The sequence below is a fragment of the Leclercia sp. UBA5076 genome (assembly GCF_002416465.1).
Taxonomy (GTDB): Bacteria; Pseudomonadota; Gammaproteobacteria; order Enterobacterales; family Enterobacteriaceae; genus Enterobacter.
Genome location: NZ_DIAO01000004.1, coordinates 98080 through 113588, shown reverse-complemented (window position 1 = coordinate 113588; position 15509 = coordinate 98080). Strand labels below are relative to the sequence as shown.

The 15509-nt window shown below is 57.2% G+C and carries 12 protein-coding genes; 4 read left to right on the top strand and 8 right to left on the bottom strand.

What is annotated here, in order from left to right; all coding sequences use genetic code 11:
- Positions 1 to 191 precede the first annotated feature (191 nt).
- On the bottom strand, positions 192 to 1592 hold the full coding sequence (gene asnS / locus B3X29_RS04210; RefSeq protein ID WP_103178939.1) for an asparagine--tRNA ligase: 1401 nt from the start codon (positions 1590 to 1592) through the stop codon (positions 192 to 194).
- A gap of 162 nt (positions 1593 to 1754) precedes the next feature.
- A complete protein-coding gene (gene pncB / locus B3X29_RS04205) occupies positions 1755 to 2957 on the bottom strand; it encodes a nicotinate phosphoribosyltransferase (protein ID WP_103178940.1) in 1203 nt (400 codons plus the stop codon).
- A 264-nt stretch (positions 2958 to 3221) separates the two neighbouring features.
- On the opposite strand from pncB, the gene pepN reads away from it, so the two are divergent.
- Positions 3222 to 5834, top strand: coding sequence for an aminopeptidase N (gene pepN, locus B3X29_RS04200; RefSeq protein ID WP_290504600.1), 2613 nt, complete (start codon positions 3222 to 3224; stop codon positions 5832 to 5834).
- A gap of 156 nt (positions 5835 to 5990) precedes the next feature.
- Here the strand turns inward: pepN and ssuB are convergent, their stop codons facing one another.
- Genes ssuB through ssuE form a run of 5 tightly spaced genes read right to left on the bottom strand, consistent with a single transcriptional unit; the run spans position 5991 to position 10231 of the window.
- Entirely contained in the window at positions 5991 to 6761 is a 771-nt protein-coding gene (ssuB, locus tag B3X29_RS04195) for an aliphatic sulfonates ABC transporter ATP-binding protein (RefSeq protein ID WP_156654217.1), read from the bottom strand.
- On the bottom strand, positions 6758 to 7549 hold the full coding sequence (gene ssuC / locus B3X29_RS04190) for an aliphatic sulfonate ABC transporter permease SsuC (protein WP_114387510.1): 792 nt from the start codon (positions 7547 to 7549) through the stop codon (positions 6758 to 6760). The genes ssuB and ssuC overlap by 4 nt, the downstream gene beginning before the upstream one ends.
- Positions 7550 to 7558: 9 nt before the next feature.
- Positions 7559 to 8704 carry an FMNH2-dependent alkanesulfonate monooxygenase gene (gene ssuD, locus B3X29_RS04185; protein WP_159339196.1) on the bottom strand — a complete coding sequence of 382 codons (1146 nt, stop codon included), beginning with the start codon at positions 8702 to 8704 and terminating at the stop codon, positions 7559 to 7561.
- The gene (locus B3X29_RS04180; protein WP_159339195.1) at positions 8701 to 9663 is read right to left on the bottom strand and encodes a sulfonate ABC transporter substrate-binding protein; all 963 of its coding nucleotides are present in this window, start codon (positions 9661 to 9663) and stop codon (positions 8701 to 8703) included. Before B3X29_RS04180 ends, ssuD begins: the two co-directional genes overlap by 4 nt.
- Positions 9656 to 10231 (bottom strand): NADPH-dependent FMN reductase, encoded by a 576-nt coding sequence (gene ssuE, locus B3X29_RS04175; protein WP_103178946.1) that lies wholly within the window; start codon positions 10229 to 10231, stop codon positions 9656 to 9658. Before ssuE ends, B3X29_RS04180 begins: the two co-directional genes overlap by 8 nt.
- Before the next feature lie 248 nt (positions 10232 to 10479).
- Here ssuE and pyrD point away from each other — a divergent pair, with 248 nt between their 5' ends.
- Positions 10480 to 11490, top strand: coding sequence for a quinone-dependent dihydroorotate dehydrogenase (gene pyrD, locus B3X29_RS04170; RefSeq protein ID WP_103178947.1), 1011 nt, complete (start codon positions 10480 to 10482; stop codon positions 11488 to 11490).
- 167 nt (positions 11491 to 11657) lie between these two features.
- Entirely contained in the window at positions 11658 to 12194 is a 537-nt protein-coding gene (zapC, locus tag B3X29_RS04165) for a cell division protein ZapC (RefSeq protein WP_103178948.1), read from the top strand.
- Here zapC and B3X29_RS04160 read toward each other — a convergent pair.
- A complete protein-coding gene (locus B3X29_RS04160; RefSeq protein ID WP_103178949.1) occupies positions 12191 to 13300 on the bottom strand; it encodes a YcbX family protein in 1110 nt (369 codons plus the stop codon). The two genes, zapC and B3X29_RS04160, sit on opposite strands and share 4 nt — an antisense overlap.
- Before the next feature lie 97 nt (positions 13301 to 13397).
- Here B3X29_RS04160 and rlmKL point away from each other — a divergent pair, with 97 nt between their 5' ends.
- Positions 13398 to 15506: a bifunctional 23S rRNA (guanine(2069)-N(7))-methyltransferase RlmK/23S rRNA (guanine(2445)-N(2))-methyltransferase RlmL gene (gene rlmKL, locus B3X29_RS04155; protein ID WP_290504599.1), complete on the top strand. Its 2109-nt coding sequence runs from the start codon at positions 13398 to 13400 to the stop codon at positions 15504 to 15506.
- Positions 15507 to 15509: the final 3 nt, after the last annotated feature.

Below are 15509 nucleotides of genomic sequence, written 5' to 3'. Positions count from 1 at the left end.
CTTAAGAAAGAGATTAGGCGCAATAAGAATAGGGTTTATTTTTTATTCAAAGATGTTTCATGGAAATAAAGCGTAACACTGTAGAGGATCTGGCGGGGTTGCGCTTTAAAGATGCTGACTTTCAACTGACACAAGTTGACACGGCAGGATAAAATAATGGCCAGCATAGCTGGCCATTGAGTATTACGGGATTAGAACGTTGCGCTGCGCGGAGTACGCGGGAAAGGAATAACATCACGCACGTTCTGAACACCGGTGACATAGGCAATCAGACGCTCAAAACCGAGCCCGAAACCGGAGTGCGGCACGGTGCCATAGCGACGTAAATCGCGATACCACCAGTAGTCCTCTTTGTTGAGGCCCATTTCAGCCATACGCGCATCCAGCACATCCAGACGCTCTTCACGCTGAGAACCCCCGATGATTTCACCGATGCCCGGCGCCAGCACGTCCATCGCGGCAACGGTTTTGCCATCTTCGTTAAGGCGCATATAGAACGCCTTAATGTCTTTCGGATAGTTTTTAACTACTACTGGCGCCTTGAAGTGTTTCTCGGCCAGGTAACGTTCATGCTCGGAAGCCAGATCAACGCCCCAGTAAACCGGGTTCTCGAACTTCTCACCGCATTTCTCGAGGATCGCGACGGCATCGGTGTAATCCACCTGCGCAAAGTCAGCAGAGACGAAACGCTCCAGACGGGCAATCGCATCGCTGTCGACGCGCTCGGCGAAGAATTTCATGTCGTCTGCACGCTCGGTGAGCACGGCCTTGAAGACATACTTCAGCATCGCTTCTGCCAGGCCCGCAACATCATTGAGATCGGCGAAGGCCACTTCTGGCTCCAGCATCCAGAATTCTGCCAGGTGGCGGCTGGTGTTGGAGTTTTCAGCACGGAAGGTCGGGCCGAAAGTGTAGATCTTAGACAGCGCACAGGCGTAGGTTTCGCCGTTCAGCTGGCCAGACACGGTCAGGAAGGCCTCTTTACCAAAGAAATCTTTGTCGTAATCCACTTTGCCTTCTGGCGTGCGCGGCAGGTTTTCCATATCCAGCGTGGAGACGCGGAACATCTCGCCTGCGCCTTCGGTATCAGAGGCGGTGATAAGCGGCGTGGAGACCCAGAAGAAACCCTGCTCGTCGAAGAAGCGGTGCAGCGCCTGTGCAAGCGTATGACGAACGCGGGCCACGGCACCAATCATGTTGGTACGCGGGCGCAGGTGAGCCACTTCGCGCAGATACTCGATGCTGTGGCGTTTTGCCGCCATCGGGTAGGTATCTGGATCTTCAACCCAGCCGGTCACTTCAATGGAGGTGGCCTGCAGTTCATAGCTCTGACCCTGGCCCTGAGAAGCCACGATTTTACCGGTGACGACAACGGAGCAACCCGTGGTCAGACGCAGCACTTCCTGATTGTAATTGGGCAGAGAATTATTAATTACGGCCTGTACAGGATCAAAGCAGGAACCGTCATAGACGGCGAGGAATGAAAAGCCAGCTTTTGAATCTCGGCGGGTACGCACCCATCCGCGCACGGTGACTTCGCTGTCAACGGCTACGCGGCCCTGGAGTACGTCGGCTACAGGCACAACGCTCATAATAGTCTCTCTATGTTGTCCAAAAATAAAATCTGTATCCCCCTAAACAGGGGGATATCTATGTTACCTGGCATCCGCCATCAGACAAGCAGATTTCGCAATCATAAGAGAAGAAATAGGAAATAAATAAGAGAAGGGAGCGCGGCAGGCTCCCCGAAGAGATTAGCTGGCGATTTTTACCTGAGGCAGGTCGAACGCTTTGCGCAGTGCCCGCACGAAGGCTTTGTCATGACAAATGGTTTTGCCCGGGCTGTCGGAGAGCTTCGCCACCGGCTTGCCGTTACATTCCACCAGCTTAATCACGATATTCAGCGGTTTTACCTGCGGAATATCGCAGGTCAGACGGGTGCCGATCCCAAAGGCCAGATTTACGCGCGAGGAGAAGTGTCGGTACAAGCCTACCGCTTTTGGCAGGTCGAGATTATCTGAGAAGACCAGCACTTTGCTCATCGGGTCGATGCCCAGCTTTTGATAATGGGCAATCGCTTTCTCACCCCACTCCAGCGGATCCCCGGAGTCATGGCGCAGCCCCTGATAGGCGTTGGCGAACTCAGGCCCGAAATCACGCAGGAAGGCGTCCATGGTAATACAGTCGGTTAAGGCGATGCCGAGCTGCGCCGGATACTCTGTAAGCCAGGCGGCCAGCGCCGCACGCTGGCTGGTCGCCAGCTCCGGACTGATCTGCTGATGCGCCTGGAACCACTCGTGCGCCTGGGTGCCCATTGGGGTCAGGTTCAGACGGCGGGCCAGATCGTAATTGCTGGTGCCGACAAACCACGGCTCCTGCTGCAAACGCTCGACAATGGCCTGTTGCACCTCGCGGGAGAAACGGCGACGGGTGCCAAAATCCATCAGACGGAAACGCGACATATCCAGCGAGTCGGTCAGCCGGGCAAAATCAACCAGCTTCTGTTCCAGCGTCGTCAGAGCCAGCTCAACGCTCGCCTCCGGTGAACGGAAGCGGTGCACCAGCTCGCTGATCACCGCCAGCAGGGGCACTTCCCACATGATCACTTCCCGCCACGGACCTTCAAGGCGAATATGTAGCTTGCCATTATCGTTGCTGATGTTGACCTGTTTCGGGTCGTAGCGGAAATTGCGCAGCCACTGAAGGTAATCTTCTTTAAAGAAGGGCAGGCTGGAAAGCCACTGGAATTCATCATCCTGCAGACGAAGATGCTGCATTGCGTCGACTTGCTCACGGATGGCGTCAGCATAGATCCCCAGCAAATCGTCACCACGGCAGCGGAATTCAGCCGCGACCTGTACGTCGTGGTATTGGTGGAAAACGGCTTGCTGCATATGCAGTTTGTACGCGTCGGTATCCAGCAGCGTATGCAGAACAGGAGAAGCGAATTGAGTCATAGGTGCGCAGTAGCATCCTCTCACGGGAGCGTTTAGTACAATAAACGACTAATGAAACCGCTGGAGTATACCTTGTTTAGCGATTTATTGAACCCCGATCACACCATAAGCCTGGTTCAGGGTCGAGAGCATTTCGTGCCGCGTGTTATAAAAATGTAGCAAATAGAGTGTTTGTGACTGAAAAGATGAACATTCTGCATAGCGCGATTTAGACAACAGGAATAGACTGGTTCGTTATTCGACAAACGATGCAAAAGGTTTTCTATGACACAACAGCCTCAAGCCAAATACCGCCACGACTACCGTGCGCCGGATTACCTGATTAGCGATATCGATCTGACTTTTGACCTGGATGCCACAAAAACCGTTGTGACGGCGGTAAGCCAGGTGACGCGTCACAACGCCACGGCGGTGCCGCTGCGTCTTGACGGCGAAGACCTGACCTTAGTGTCGGTGCAGGTAAACGACACCCCATGGACCGACTATAAAGAAGAAGATAACCAGCTGGTGCTGGATAACCTGCCGGAACGTTTTACGTTACGCATCGTTAACGAGATTAGCCCGGCGTCTAACACCGCACTGGAGGGGTTATACCAGTCGGGCGTGGCGCTCTGCACCCAGTGTGAAGCTGAAGGTTTCCGTCACATCACCTGGTATCTCGACCGCCCGGATGTGCTGGCCCGCTTTACCACCAAAATCATCGCCGATAAAGCCACCTATCCGTTTTTGCTCTCCAACGGTAACCGCGTAGGCGAGGGCGAGCTGGATAATGGCCGTCACTGGGTGCAGTGGCAGGATCCGTTCCCGAAACCGTGCTACCTGTTTGCGCTGGTGGCGGGTGATTTTGACGTTCTGCGCGACACCTTCACCACCCGTTCAGGCCGTGAAGTGGCGCTGGAGCTGTTTGTCGATCGCGGTAACCTCGACCGCGCCCCGTGGGCGATGACCTCGCTTATCAACTCCATGAAGTGGGATGAAAAGCGTTTCGGTCTCGAGTATGACCTCGACATCTATATGATCGTCGCCGTCGACTTCTTCAATATGGGCGCGATGGAGAACAAGGGCCTTAACGTCTTTAACTCCAAATATGTGCTGGCGCGTACCGATACCGCCACCGATAAAGACTACCTCGATATCGAGCGCGTCATCGGCCACGAATATTTCCACAACTGGACCGGCAACCGCGTCACCTGCCGTGACTGGTTCCAGCTGAGCCTGAAAGAGGGCTTAACCGTCTTCCGCGATCAGGAGTTCAGCTCCGATCTCGGCTCGCGGGCGGTGAACCGCATCAATAACGTGCGCACCATGCGCGGCCTGCAGTTTGCCGAAGACGCCAGCCCAATGGCGCACCCGATCCGCCCGGATAAAGTGATTGAGATGAACAACTTCTACACCCTGACGGTGTATGAAAAGGGTTCTGAAATTATTCGTATGATCCACACCCTGCTGGGCGAAGAGAATTTCCAGAAAGGGATGCAGCTCTATTTCGAACGCCATGACGGCAGCGCCGCCACCTGCGACGATTTCGTTCAGGCGATGGAAGATGCCTCTAACATCGATCTCTCTCACTTCCGCCGCTGGTACAGCCAGGCCGGTACGCCGATCGTGACCGTTAAAGACGACTACAACCCGGAAACCGAGCAGTACACCCTGACCATCAGCCAGCGCACGCCGCCGACCGCCGAGCAGGAAGAGAAGCACCCGCTGCATATTCCGTTCGCCATTGAGCTGTACGATAACGAAGGCAAGGTGATCCCGCTGCAAAAAGGCGGCCATCCGGTGCATAACGTGTTGAACGTGACCCAGGCCGAGCAGACCTTCATCTTTGATAACGTCTATTTCCAGCCGGTACCTGCGCTGCTGTGTGAATTCTCCGCGCCAGTTAAGCTGGAGTACAAGTGGAGCGATCAGCAGCTGACCTTCCTGATGCGTCATGCACGTAATGACTTCTCCCGCTGGGATGCGGCGCAGAGCCTGCTGGGGACCTATATCAAGCTGAACGTCAATCGTCATCAGCAGGGGCAGCCGCTGTCGGTACCGGCGCATGTTGCCGACGCCTTCCGCGCCATTCTGTTAGATGAGAGGATCGATCCGGCGCTGGCGGCTGAAATCCTTACCCTGCCGTCGGTGAACGAAATCGCCGAGCTGTTTGAGATTATCGATCCGATCGCTATCGCGACGGTGCGTGAGGCCCTGACCCGTACCCTGGCAACCGAGCTGGCGGATGAGTTCCTGGCGGTCTACAACCACCCCAAACTGGACGCCTATCGGGTTGAGCATGCCGATATTGGCAAACGCTCACTGCGTAACACCTGCCTGCGCTACCTGGCATTTGGGGAGACGGCGCTCGCCGACGAACTGGTCAGCAAGCAGTATCACACGGCCGACAACATGACCGATGCGCTGGCTGCGCTGGCTGCCAGCGTTGCCGCAGAGCTGCCGTGCCGTGATGCCCTGATGCAGGAGTATGACGACAAATGGCATCAGGATGGTCTGGTAATGGACAAGTGGTTCATCCTGCAGTCCACCAGCCCGGCGGCGGATGTGGTGAACAAGGTGCGCAGCCTGCTCAATCACCGCTCGTTCACTCTGAGCAACCCGAACCGCGTCCGTTCCCTGATTGGCGCCTTTGCCAGCAGCAACCCGGCCGCCTTCCATGCGGAAGATGGCAGCGGCTACCAGTTTATGGTGGAGATGCTGACCGAGCTCAACAGCCGTAACCCGCAGGTAGCGTCGCGTCTGATTGAGCCGCTGATCCGTCTGAAACGCTACGATGAGAAGCGTCAGGCGAAGATGCGTGCCGCGCTGGAGCAGCTAAAAGGGCTGGAGAACCTCTCCGGCGATCTCTACGAGAAGATCAGCAAGGCGCTGGCCTGACAGAAAGCCGGGTCCGGCCTGGGTTCTGTTTTGTAGGCCGGGTAAGGCGAAGCCGCCACCCGGCAGTGCTGTGCAGCCTGATGCCCGGTGGCGCTACGCTTACCGGGCCTATGGTTACCCTCCCTCTCCCTGTGGGAGAGGGTCAGGGTGAGGGCATCAGGCATTAGCCGTAATCAACTGCCGCTCCGTTACCCCACGCTTCATCACCCGATCCAGGACCTCCGCTTCCAGCTCCGCCAGCCGTGCCGAACCCACCCGGCGAGGGCGAGGAAGGTCAATCGTCAGATCCAGCCCAATCTTGCCCTCCTCAATGAGCAGTACCCGGTCCGCCATGGCCACGGCTTCGCTCACATCGTGGGTCACCAACAGCACCGTAAAGCCGTGCTCCTGCCATAACGAGACGATAAGATCCTGCATCTCAATCCGCGTCAGGGCGTCCAGCGCCCCCAGCGGCTCATCCAGCAGCAACAGCCCCGGGCGATGGATCAGCGCTCTGGCCAGCGCCACGCGCTGTTTCTGTCCCCCTGACAGGGCGGCAGGCCACTCCCCGGCGCGATTGTCCAGCCCGACGGCGGCCAGCGCCTGTAATGCCTGCGCTTTCCAGTCGCCTTTCAGCCCCAACCCCACGTTATCGATTACCGGTTTCCACGGCAGCAGTCGGGCATCCTGGAACATCATCCGGGTATCGTCCTGGATCTCCGCCAGCGGGGTGTTCCCGGCCAGCAGTTCGCCGCTGTTTGGCGCTTCCAGCCCGGCCAACAGGCGCAGCAGGGTGCTTTTGCCACCGCCGCTGCGGCCCACCACCGCCACGAATTGCCCGGCGGGAATATGCAGCTCCAGTTCGTTCAGAATGGTGTTTTCGCCGTAGCGTTTGGTCACGCCATTGAGCAACAGCGGCGTACCCTGGTTTAAGCGAGCTGTATTCATGCGTGTGCCTCCTTTATCGCGTAGGCCGGATTCCAGCGCAGCCAGCGGCGTTCCAGCCACTGGGCGCTGACATCCGCCAGTTTGCCGAGCAGGGCGTAGAGAACAATGGCCACCACGACCACATCGGTCTGCAGGAATTCGCGGGCGTTCATCGCCAGGTAGCCGATACCCGAGTTGGCGGAGATGGTTTCCGCCACAATTAACGTCAGCCACATCAGGCCGAGGGCGAAGCGCACGCCGACCATAATGGAGGGGAGGGCGCCCGGCAGGATAACGTGGATAAACAGGGCGAAGCCGGACAAACCGTAGCTGCGCGCCATCTCCACCAGCCCGCGATCGATATTACGGATGCCGTGCCAGGTGTTGATATAGACCGGGAAGAGCGTGCCGAGGGCGACGAGAAAAATCTTCGCCGTCTCATCGATACCAAACCAGAGGATCACCAGCGGGATCAGCGCCAGATGTGGCACGTTGCGCAGCATCTGAATCGAGGTGTCCAGCAGACGCTCGCCCCAGCGGGAGAGACCGCTGATCAGCCCCAGCGTCAGGCCAATCGTCCCGCCGATGGAAAAACCAATCACCGCGCGCCAGGCGCTGATCGCCAGATGCTGCCACAGCTCGCCGCTGGCGCTCAGCGACCAGAAGGCCTCCACAACCCCCTCCGGCGACGGCAGGATGCGGCTGGAGAGCCAGCCCACGGAGGAGGCCAACTGCCAGATAAGCACAATGCCTGCGGGAAGCAGCCAGGGTGCAATGCGCAGCAGCCATTTTCGGGAAGAATGAGCCATGCGTTCTCCTTAGCTCTGGGCGACTTTACGCGGAATAAATTCGTTGGCGACCGCTTCGCCCTGCTGCAACAGCTGCTGCGGCTGCGGGATCTCCGGAATGGCGACATCCAGATGCGGGAACAGCAGTTCGCCCACCTTGTACGCCTCCTCCAGATGCGGATAACCGGAGAGAATAAAGCTGTCGATACCGAGGTCAGCGTACTCATTAATGCGCGCTGCCACGGTCGGGCCATCCCCCACCAGGGCGGTACCTGCGCCGCCGCGCACCAGGCCGACGCCCGCCCACAGGTTCGGGCTGATCTCCAGATTCTCTCTTTTACCGTTGTGCAGGGAGGCCATTCGGTGTTGCCCCACGGAATCGGTGCGGGCAAACGCGGCCTGCGCTTTGGCAATGGTGTCATCGTCCAGATGCGAAATCAGGCGGTCGGCGGCCTGCCACGCCTCTTTAGTGGTTTCGCGCACAATCACATGCAGACGAATACCGAAGCGGACTTTACGACCCCGCGCCGCGGCTTTGGCGCGCACCTGTTCGATTTTCTCTTTTACCAGCGCCGGCGGCTCGCCCCAGGTAAGGTAGAGATCCACCTGCTCGGCGGCCAGATCCTGGGCAACGTCCGATGAACCGCCAAAATAGAGCGGTGGACGCGGCTGCTGGATCGGCGGGAAGTAGAGTTTCGCGTCACGCACATGGATATGCTTGCCCTCGAAGGTGACGTTCTCCCCCTCCAGCAGACGACGCCAGACGTGAGTGAATTCAGAGGAGGCTTCGTACCGCGCGGTGTGATCCAAAAAGACGCCATCTCCCGCCAGCTCCTGCGGATCGCTGCCGGTCACCAGGTTAAACAGGGCGCGGCCATTCGACAGACGGTCGAGGGTCGCGGCCTGGCGTGCGGCCACCGTCGGGGAGGTCACGCTGGGACGCAGGGCCACCAGAAACTTCAGGCGTTGGGTCACCGGGATCATCGACGCCGCCACCAGCCACGCATCCTCGCAGGAACGACCTGTCGGGATCAGCACCCCGGTAAAACCAATCCGATCGGCCGCCTGGGCGATCTGCTGGAGATAAGCATGATCCACCGGACGAGCACCCTCGTCGGTGCCAAGGTAATGACCGTCGCCATGGGTAGGTAAAAACCAGAACAGATTCAGACTCATGATTTATCTCCTTTCGATGCAGTGGGCTGCCAGATGCGGTCGCGAATAACGATTTTTTTCGGTACCAGATGGTTGTCGTAAAACAGGTCGGCGGTTTGCTGCTGTAACACGGCGATTTTCGCATCCACCGGTTTGATGACGGTTGGCGGGCGATGGTCAAGGTAGGTAGCAATGACCGGCTCCGGCAGACCCATCGATTTTGCCAGCAGGGCGATACTGGCCTGGCGCTGGCTCTGGGTGAGGGCGTCCGCTTCGCTAAAGGTATCCAGCACGCCCTGAATAAAGGCACCGTTCTTCTCGGCATAGGGGCGTGCGGCAAGGTAGAAAGAGCCGGTCTGTTTCAGGGTTTCGCCATCTTTCAGTACTCTCACCTCCCCCTGCAGCAGCACCGCAGAGTAGTAAGGGTCCCAGATAGCCCAGGCATCGACACTCTTTTGCTGGAAGGCGGCGCGGGCATCCGACGGGGAGAGATAGACCGGCTGAATATCCTTAAAGGTCAGGCCCGCCTGCTGGAGCGCGCGCAATAAAAGGTTGTGGGAGCTGGAGCCTTTCTGGAAAGCCACTTTGTGGCCTTTCAGATCCGCCACGCTCTTAATCGGGCTATTTTCAGGCACCAGGATCACTTCGGCTTTCGGTTTTGGCGGCTCAACGCCGACGTAAAGCAGATCCGCGCCGGCGGCCTGGGCGAAAATTGGCGGGATATCGCCCGTGCTGCCGAGATCGATACTGCCTACGTTCAGCGCCTCCAGCATCTGCGGGCCGGCCGGGAACTCGACCCAGGAGAATTTGGTGTCCGGGTAGCGTTTTTCCAGCAGCTGATGGCTTTTCGCCAGCACCATACTGACGCTGCCTTTCTGATAGCCAATACGCAGATTGTCGGGCGCGGGCTCTGCGCCATGCGCCAGGGCGGAGAGAGCCACCAGACCTGCCAGACTCAGGCGTGCGAGAGATTTAAACATGGGCGACTCCTTTCTGAAGACCGAAGGCTGGAACCTGCACGTCGCGGCGATGCAGCGCCTGCCAGAAGGTCTCCAGCGCGCTGTCGAGGCGGGTTTGCAGGTTTGGGGTAAAGTGCGGCTTGTGCTGGTAATCGATGACCTGAGAATCATCGGCAAAGACGCCGTGCAGGATCTCCTGGGCTTTCAGGGCGTTGAGCACCGGTTTCAGGGCGTAATCCACCGCCAGCAGGTGGGCCACAGTGCCGCCCGTCGCCAGCGGCAGGACGACTTTGCCCTCTAACGCGCGCTCCGGCAGCAGATCCAGCAGGGTTTTCAGGGCACCGGAGAACGAGGCTTTATAGATCGGCGTGGCGACGATCAGCCCATCGGCCTCTTTTAACTGTTCATTCAGCGCCTTCAGCGCAGGGCTGTCGAAGCGGGCATAGAGCAGATCTTCCGGGGCAAAATTTTGTAGATTCCAGTGGAACACCTCCACATCCAGAGAGGTAAGCTGCTCCCGGGCGTACTCCAGCAGTGCGCTGGAGCGGGAAGGGAATCGCGGACTGCCGGCCAACGTAATGACGCGCATAGATGCTCCTTATAACCAATTATTCGCTTTTATCTAACATTGATAACATTTGTTGGCAGTGTGGCACCGCTGGCTTATTCCGCTAAATGATTTATCCGCAAGATAAATGCCGAAAATTGAATAAAGGAGGAGTGAAAAGTAAACGATTGCGCGGCACGGGGTTTTTTTTGCCTCAGGTCAATTCCCTTTCCCGCTGCGATCGCAGATAATACGCCCCCGGTTTGCACACCGGGAATCCAGGAGAGTTCATGTACTACCCCTTCGTTCGTAAAGCCCTTTTCCAGCTCGATCCTGAGCGCGCTCATGAATTAACATTCCAGCAGTTACGCCGTATTACGGGAACCCCGCTCGAAGCGCTGGTGCGCCAGAAAGTGATGGATAAGCCGGTCACCTGTATGGGGTTAACCTTTAAAAACCCATTGGGTCTGGCGGCAGGGCTGGATAAAAATGGCGAGTGCATTGATGCACTGGGTGCGATGGGCTTCGGCTCCATCGAAATTGGTACCGTCACACCGCGTCCGCAACCGGGTAACGACAAGCCACGCCTGTTCCGCCTGGTAGAAGCCGAGGGGCTGATTAACCGCATGGGGTTTAATAATCTCGGTGTCGATCATCTCGTTGAAAATGTGAAAAAGGCCCATTTCGACGGTGTATTAGGCATTAATATCGGCAAAAATAAAGACACGCCGGTCGAGCAGGGCAAAGATGACTACCTGATCTGCATGGAGAAAGTCTACGCTTATGCCGGATATATTGCGGTGAATATCTCCTCGCCTAACACGCCAGGTCTGCGTACCCTGCAATACGGCGAAGCGCTGGACGACTTATTAACCGCCATCAAAAATAAGCAAAATGAACTCCAGGCGACGCACCATAAATATGTGCCGGTCGCCGTTAAAATTGCGCCGGATCTGAGTGAAGAAGAGCTGATTCAGGTGGCCGACAGTTTAGTTCGTCATAATATTGATGGTGTTATCGCTACCAATACCACGCTCGACCGCACTTTAGTTCAGGGGATGAAGCACTGCGATGAAATGGGTGGCTTGAGCGGACGCCCGGTGCAGTTAAAAAGCACCGAAATAATTCGTCGTCTGTCGCAGGAATTAAATGGCCGCTTACCGATTATTGGGGTTGGCGGGATTGATTCAGTCATCGCCGCCCGTGAAAAAATGGCTGCTGGCGCTTCGCTTGTTCAGATATATTCCGGCTTTATTTTTAAAGGTCCGCCGCTGATTAAAGAAATCGTTAATCACCTCTAACCTTTTAGCATGACTGACAACCAGGGCTTTATTTCCAGCTCTGGTTGTTTTATATTCCCGGACTGTTGCTTTATTAGACATAGTAGTCTTTGATTACTGAGGTTAAAAAAACGAAGCGGCAATAAGGACTTTCTTACGACAGGACGTTTCGGGCACGGGAGAGACAGATGCGAATTAAACCTGACGATAACTGGCGCTGGTATTTCTGCGAAGAGCACGATCGTATGATGCTCGATCTGGCCAATGGTATGCTGTTTCGTTCGCGTTTTGCCCGCCGGATGTTAACCCCGGACGCCTTTGCCGATACCGGTTTTTGCGTCGATGATGCCGCACTCTATTTCTCTTTTGAAGAGAAGTGCCGTGACCTGGAACTGTCGAAAGAGCAGCGTGCTGAACTGGTGCTCAATGCGCTGGTGGCGATCCGCTTCCTCAAACCCCAGATGCCAAAAAGCTGGCACTTTCTTGCCCACGGTGAACGCTGGACGCCGGTTATCGGTGATGCCGCCTGTGTCAGCCTGAGCGAAAATGGTGAGCAGGTGAATTTGCTGGTGGTGGAGCCGGGCGACAACGCTGCGCTCTGTTTACTGGCGCAGCCCGCGGTGACCATTGCCGGGCGCACCATGCAGTTGGGCGACCCGATTAAAGTGATGAATGACAGGCTGAAACCGCAACCGGTCAGCTTCAGCCTGGAACAGGCCGTTTAAGCCTCGAGTTGTAACGACGTTTTCGGTACGCAGCTACAGCACAGGATTGTGCCGTCGCTGCCAATGGCCGATTTCTTCAGCGCGCTCACTTCCCCCTCAACCAGCGTAATGCGACAGCATCCGCAAATCCCCGCACGGCAGGAGTAGGGCACGCGAATCCCGGCCTGTTCAAGCTGCTCCAGTAACACCTGCTGATTGTTACCGCGAATGGTCTGCCCCTGCCACTGGATGGTCACCGCCGTTGCAGGCTGCACTTCCACGTCGCTGGCCTCTTCTTCGGCGCCTGCACCGTAGAGACGGCCCGGGGCGGTCGAGAGGATCTCCACCTCGTCGCCCACGCGGATCACTCCGCTGGAGCGCGGGATCAGGTTCTGGCCGAAATCGACATCACCATTATCCTGCGCGGTGCGGAAAGATTGCAGGGTTTTTAGCGGTTCGCCAGCCGGGTGTTTCTGCCCTTTCTCCGGGCTGACGGTGGTAAAGATGCAGCGGCTGCAGGGTTTCACCACGTCAAAAATGACCTCGCCGATGCGGATCACTTTCCAGGTGTCCTCTTCCCAGGCGGCAGCGCCTGTCACCACCAGGTTCGGGCGGAACTGCTCCATCTGCACGCTGGCCGGGCAGCGCTGTTGCAGGTCGCGCAGCGAGGCTTCGTTTGTGAGCAGATACGGGAATCCGTCGGCAAAAGAGAGCGGCACCGCGGCAAACTTAGCCACGCGTCGCGTCAGCTCCGGCCCAACCCAGCGGAGCTGAACCGGGCGGGAAAAGAATTCGCTCAGCCAGCGGTTGATCGCGTCCGGGGCGATACGGGCGGTAAAGTGGTTGCCCCAGACTTCGGTGGGCGCATCCGCTGGCGCAAAATCGCTGAAACGGACGATACTACTGGAACCATCCGGCGCAGTCAGATGGAGACCATCCTGAACCGGCGCCGGGATGAAGCGAACCATTTGCGGGAACTGGCGTGCGGTAATAAATGTGCCATCCAGCTCTGTGACCATAAAAATGCGATCAAAGGCAAAACCGCTGACATCGGCAAGGGCATGCGTGAGCCCAATACCGCGCATGGATTTAACCGGATGAATGAAAAGCCTGGATAACGTCGCCACGGCGCAGCCCTCAAATGAAAATAAGCCCTCAACTTTATGACATAGAGCCCAGATTGGCTATAATGCGCAGCAATTTTCTTAGAGTAAAAGTGACGATATGAATTCTCTGTTTGCCAGTACGGCCCGTGGGCTGGAAGAGCTGTTAAAAACTGAACTGGAAAATCTGGGCGCGCAAGAGTGCCAGGTGGTTCAGGGTGGTGTCCATTTTCAGGGCGACACGCGGCTTATTTACCAGAGCCTGATGTGGAGCCGCCTGGCCTCACGCATCATGTTGCCGATGAGAGAGTGCAAGGTTTATAGCGATCTCGATCTTTATATTGGCGTGCAGACTATCGACTGGACAGAGATTTTTGCCCCAGGCGCCACTTTTGCCGTGCACTTCAGCGGCCTGAACGATGAGATCCGTAACAGCCAGTACGGGGCGCTGAAGGTCAAAGATGCCATCGTCGACTGTTTCACGCGCAAAAATCTGGAGCGTCCGAACGTCGATCGTGAAAATCCGGACCTGCGCATCAACGTTCGCCTGAATAAAGAAGTTGCCAGCATTGCGCTGGATCTGTGTGGCGAAGGCCTGCACCAGCGCGGCTACCGCGATCGTGCCGGTATTGCGCCGATCAAAGAGAACCTGGCGGCCGCCATCGTGATGCGTTCCGGCTGGCTACCGGGTACGCCGTTGCTCGATCCGATGTGTGGTTCCGGTACCCTGCTTATCGAAGCGGCGATGCTGGCAACCGCCCGCGCGCCTGGCCTGCATCGCGGCGCGTGGGGCTTTAAGGGCTGGGCTCAGCACGACGAGGCCATCTGGCAGGAGGTAAAAGCCGAAGCCCAGACGCGCGCACGTGCCGGGCTGGCAGCCTATGAATCCCGCTTCTATGGTTCTGACAGCGACGCCCGCGTCATTGAACGCGCGCGCAGCAACGCCCGCCGCGCCGGGATCGGCGAGCTGATCGCCTTTGAGGTTAAAGACGTTTCCCAGCTCACCAATCCGCTGCCAAAAGGCCCGTACGGCACGGTAATCAGCAACCCGCCTTACGGCGAACGTCTGGACAGCGAGCCTGCGCTGATTGCCCTGCATAGCCTGCTGGGGCGCACCATGAAGGATCTGTTTGGCGGCTGGAACCTCTCTTTGTTCAGCGCCTCCCCTGAGCTGTTGAGCTGCCTGCAACTGCGCGCCGAGCGCCAGTTCAAGGCCAAAAACGGTCCGCTGGACTGCGTGCAGAAAAATTACCATCTGGCCGAGAAAGAGGCGGACAGCAAACCTGCCACCATCGCGGAAGATTACGCCAACCGCCTGCGCAAGAACCTGAAGAAATTTGAAAAATGGGCGAAGCAGGAAGGCATTGAATGTTATCGCCTGTATGACGCCGATTTGCCGGAATACAACGTGGCGGTCGATCGCTACGCCGACTGGGTGGTTGTGCAGGAGTATGCCCCGCCTAAAACCGTCGATCCGCAGAAAGCCCGTCAGCGTATGCTTGATATTATTGCCGCGACCATCAGCGTGCTGAATATTGCGCCAAACAAACTGATCCTTAAAACCCGTGAGCGTCAGAAGGGTAAAAACCAGTATGAGAAGATGAACAGCAAGGGCGAGTTTATCGAAGTAGGCGAATACAACGCGCGCCTGTGGGTGAACCTCACCGACTATCTCGATACCGGGCTGTTCCTCGACCACCGCATTGCCCGCCGCATGCTGGGCCAGATGAGTAAAGGTAAAGACTTCCTGAACCTCTTCTCCTATACCGGCAGCGCCAGCGTACATGCCGGCCTGGGCGGTGCGCGTACCACTACCACCGTGGATATGTCCCGCACCTATCTGGAGTGGGCGGAGCGCAACCTGCGCCTTAACGGCCTGACCGGCCGCGCGCACCGCCTGTTGCAGGCTGACGTGCTGGGCTGGCTGCGTGAAACCGAAGAGCAGTTCGATCTGATCTTTATCGATCCGCCGACCTTCTCTAACTCCAAACGCATGGAAGAGTCTTTCGATGTCCAGCGCGACCATATTGCGCTGATGAAAGATCTCAAACGTATGCTGCGTAAAGGCGGCACGATCATGTTCTCGAACAACAAACGCGGTTTCCGCATGGATCATGAAGGGCTGGAAAAACTGGGGCTGAAAGCACAAGAGATTAGTCAAAAAACCCTGTCCCAGGATTTTGCCCGTAACCGTCAGATCCATAACTGCTGGCTGATTACCGCGGTCTGAAAG

What these genes read in the sequence shown, in the direction of transcription:
- ssuB (WP_156654217.1), bottom strand. Translation starts at nt 6,761, where the DNA reads ATGAATACAGCTCGCTTAAACCAGGGTACGCCGCTGTTGCTCAATGGC.
- pncB (WP_103178940.1), bottom strand. Translation starts at nt 2,957, where the DNA reads ATGACTCAATTCGCTTCTCCTGTTCTGCATACGCTGCTGGATACCGAC.
- zapC (WP_103178948.1), top strand. Translation starts at nt 11,658, where the DNA reads ATGCGAATTAAACCTGACGATAACTGGCGCTGGTATTTCTGCGAAGAG.
- asnS (WP_103178939.1), bottom strand. Translation starts at nt 1,592, where the DNA reads ATGAGCGTTGTGCCTGTAGCCGACGTACTCCAGGGCCGCGTAGCCGTT.
- pepN (WP_290504600.1), top strand. Translation starts at nt 3,222, where the DNA reads ATGACACAACAGCCTCAAGCCAAATACCGCCACGACTACCGTGCGCCG.
- pyrD (WP_103178947.1), top strand. Translation starts at nt 10,480, where the DNA reads ATGTACTACCCCTTCGTTCGTAAAGCCCTTTTCCAGCTCGATCCTGAG.
- ssuC (WP_114387510.1), bottom strand. Translation starts at nt 7,549, where the DNA reads ATGGCTCATTCTTCCCGAAAATGGCTGCTGCGCATTGCACCCTGGCTG.
- B3X29_RS04180 (WP_159339195.1), bottom strand. Translation starts at nt 9,663, where the DNA reads ATGTTTAAATCTCTCGCACGCCTGAGTCTGGCAGGTCTGGTGGCTCTC.
- rlmKL (WP_290504599.1), top strand. Translation starts at nt 13,398, where the DNA reads ATGAATTCTCTGTTTGCCAGTACGGCCCGTGGGCTGGAAGAGCTGTTA.
- ssuE (WP_103178946.1), bottom strand. Translation starts at nt 10,231, where the DNA reads ATGCGCGTCATTACGTTGGCCGGCAGTCCGCGATTCCCTTCCCGCTCC.
- ssuD (WP_159339196.1), bottom strand. Translation starts at nt 8,704, where the DNA reads ATGAGTCTGAATCTGTTCTGGTTTTTACCTACCCATGGCGACGGTCAT.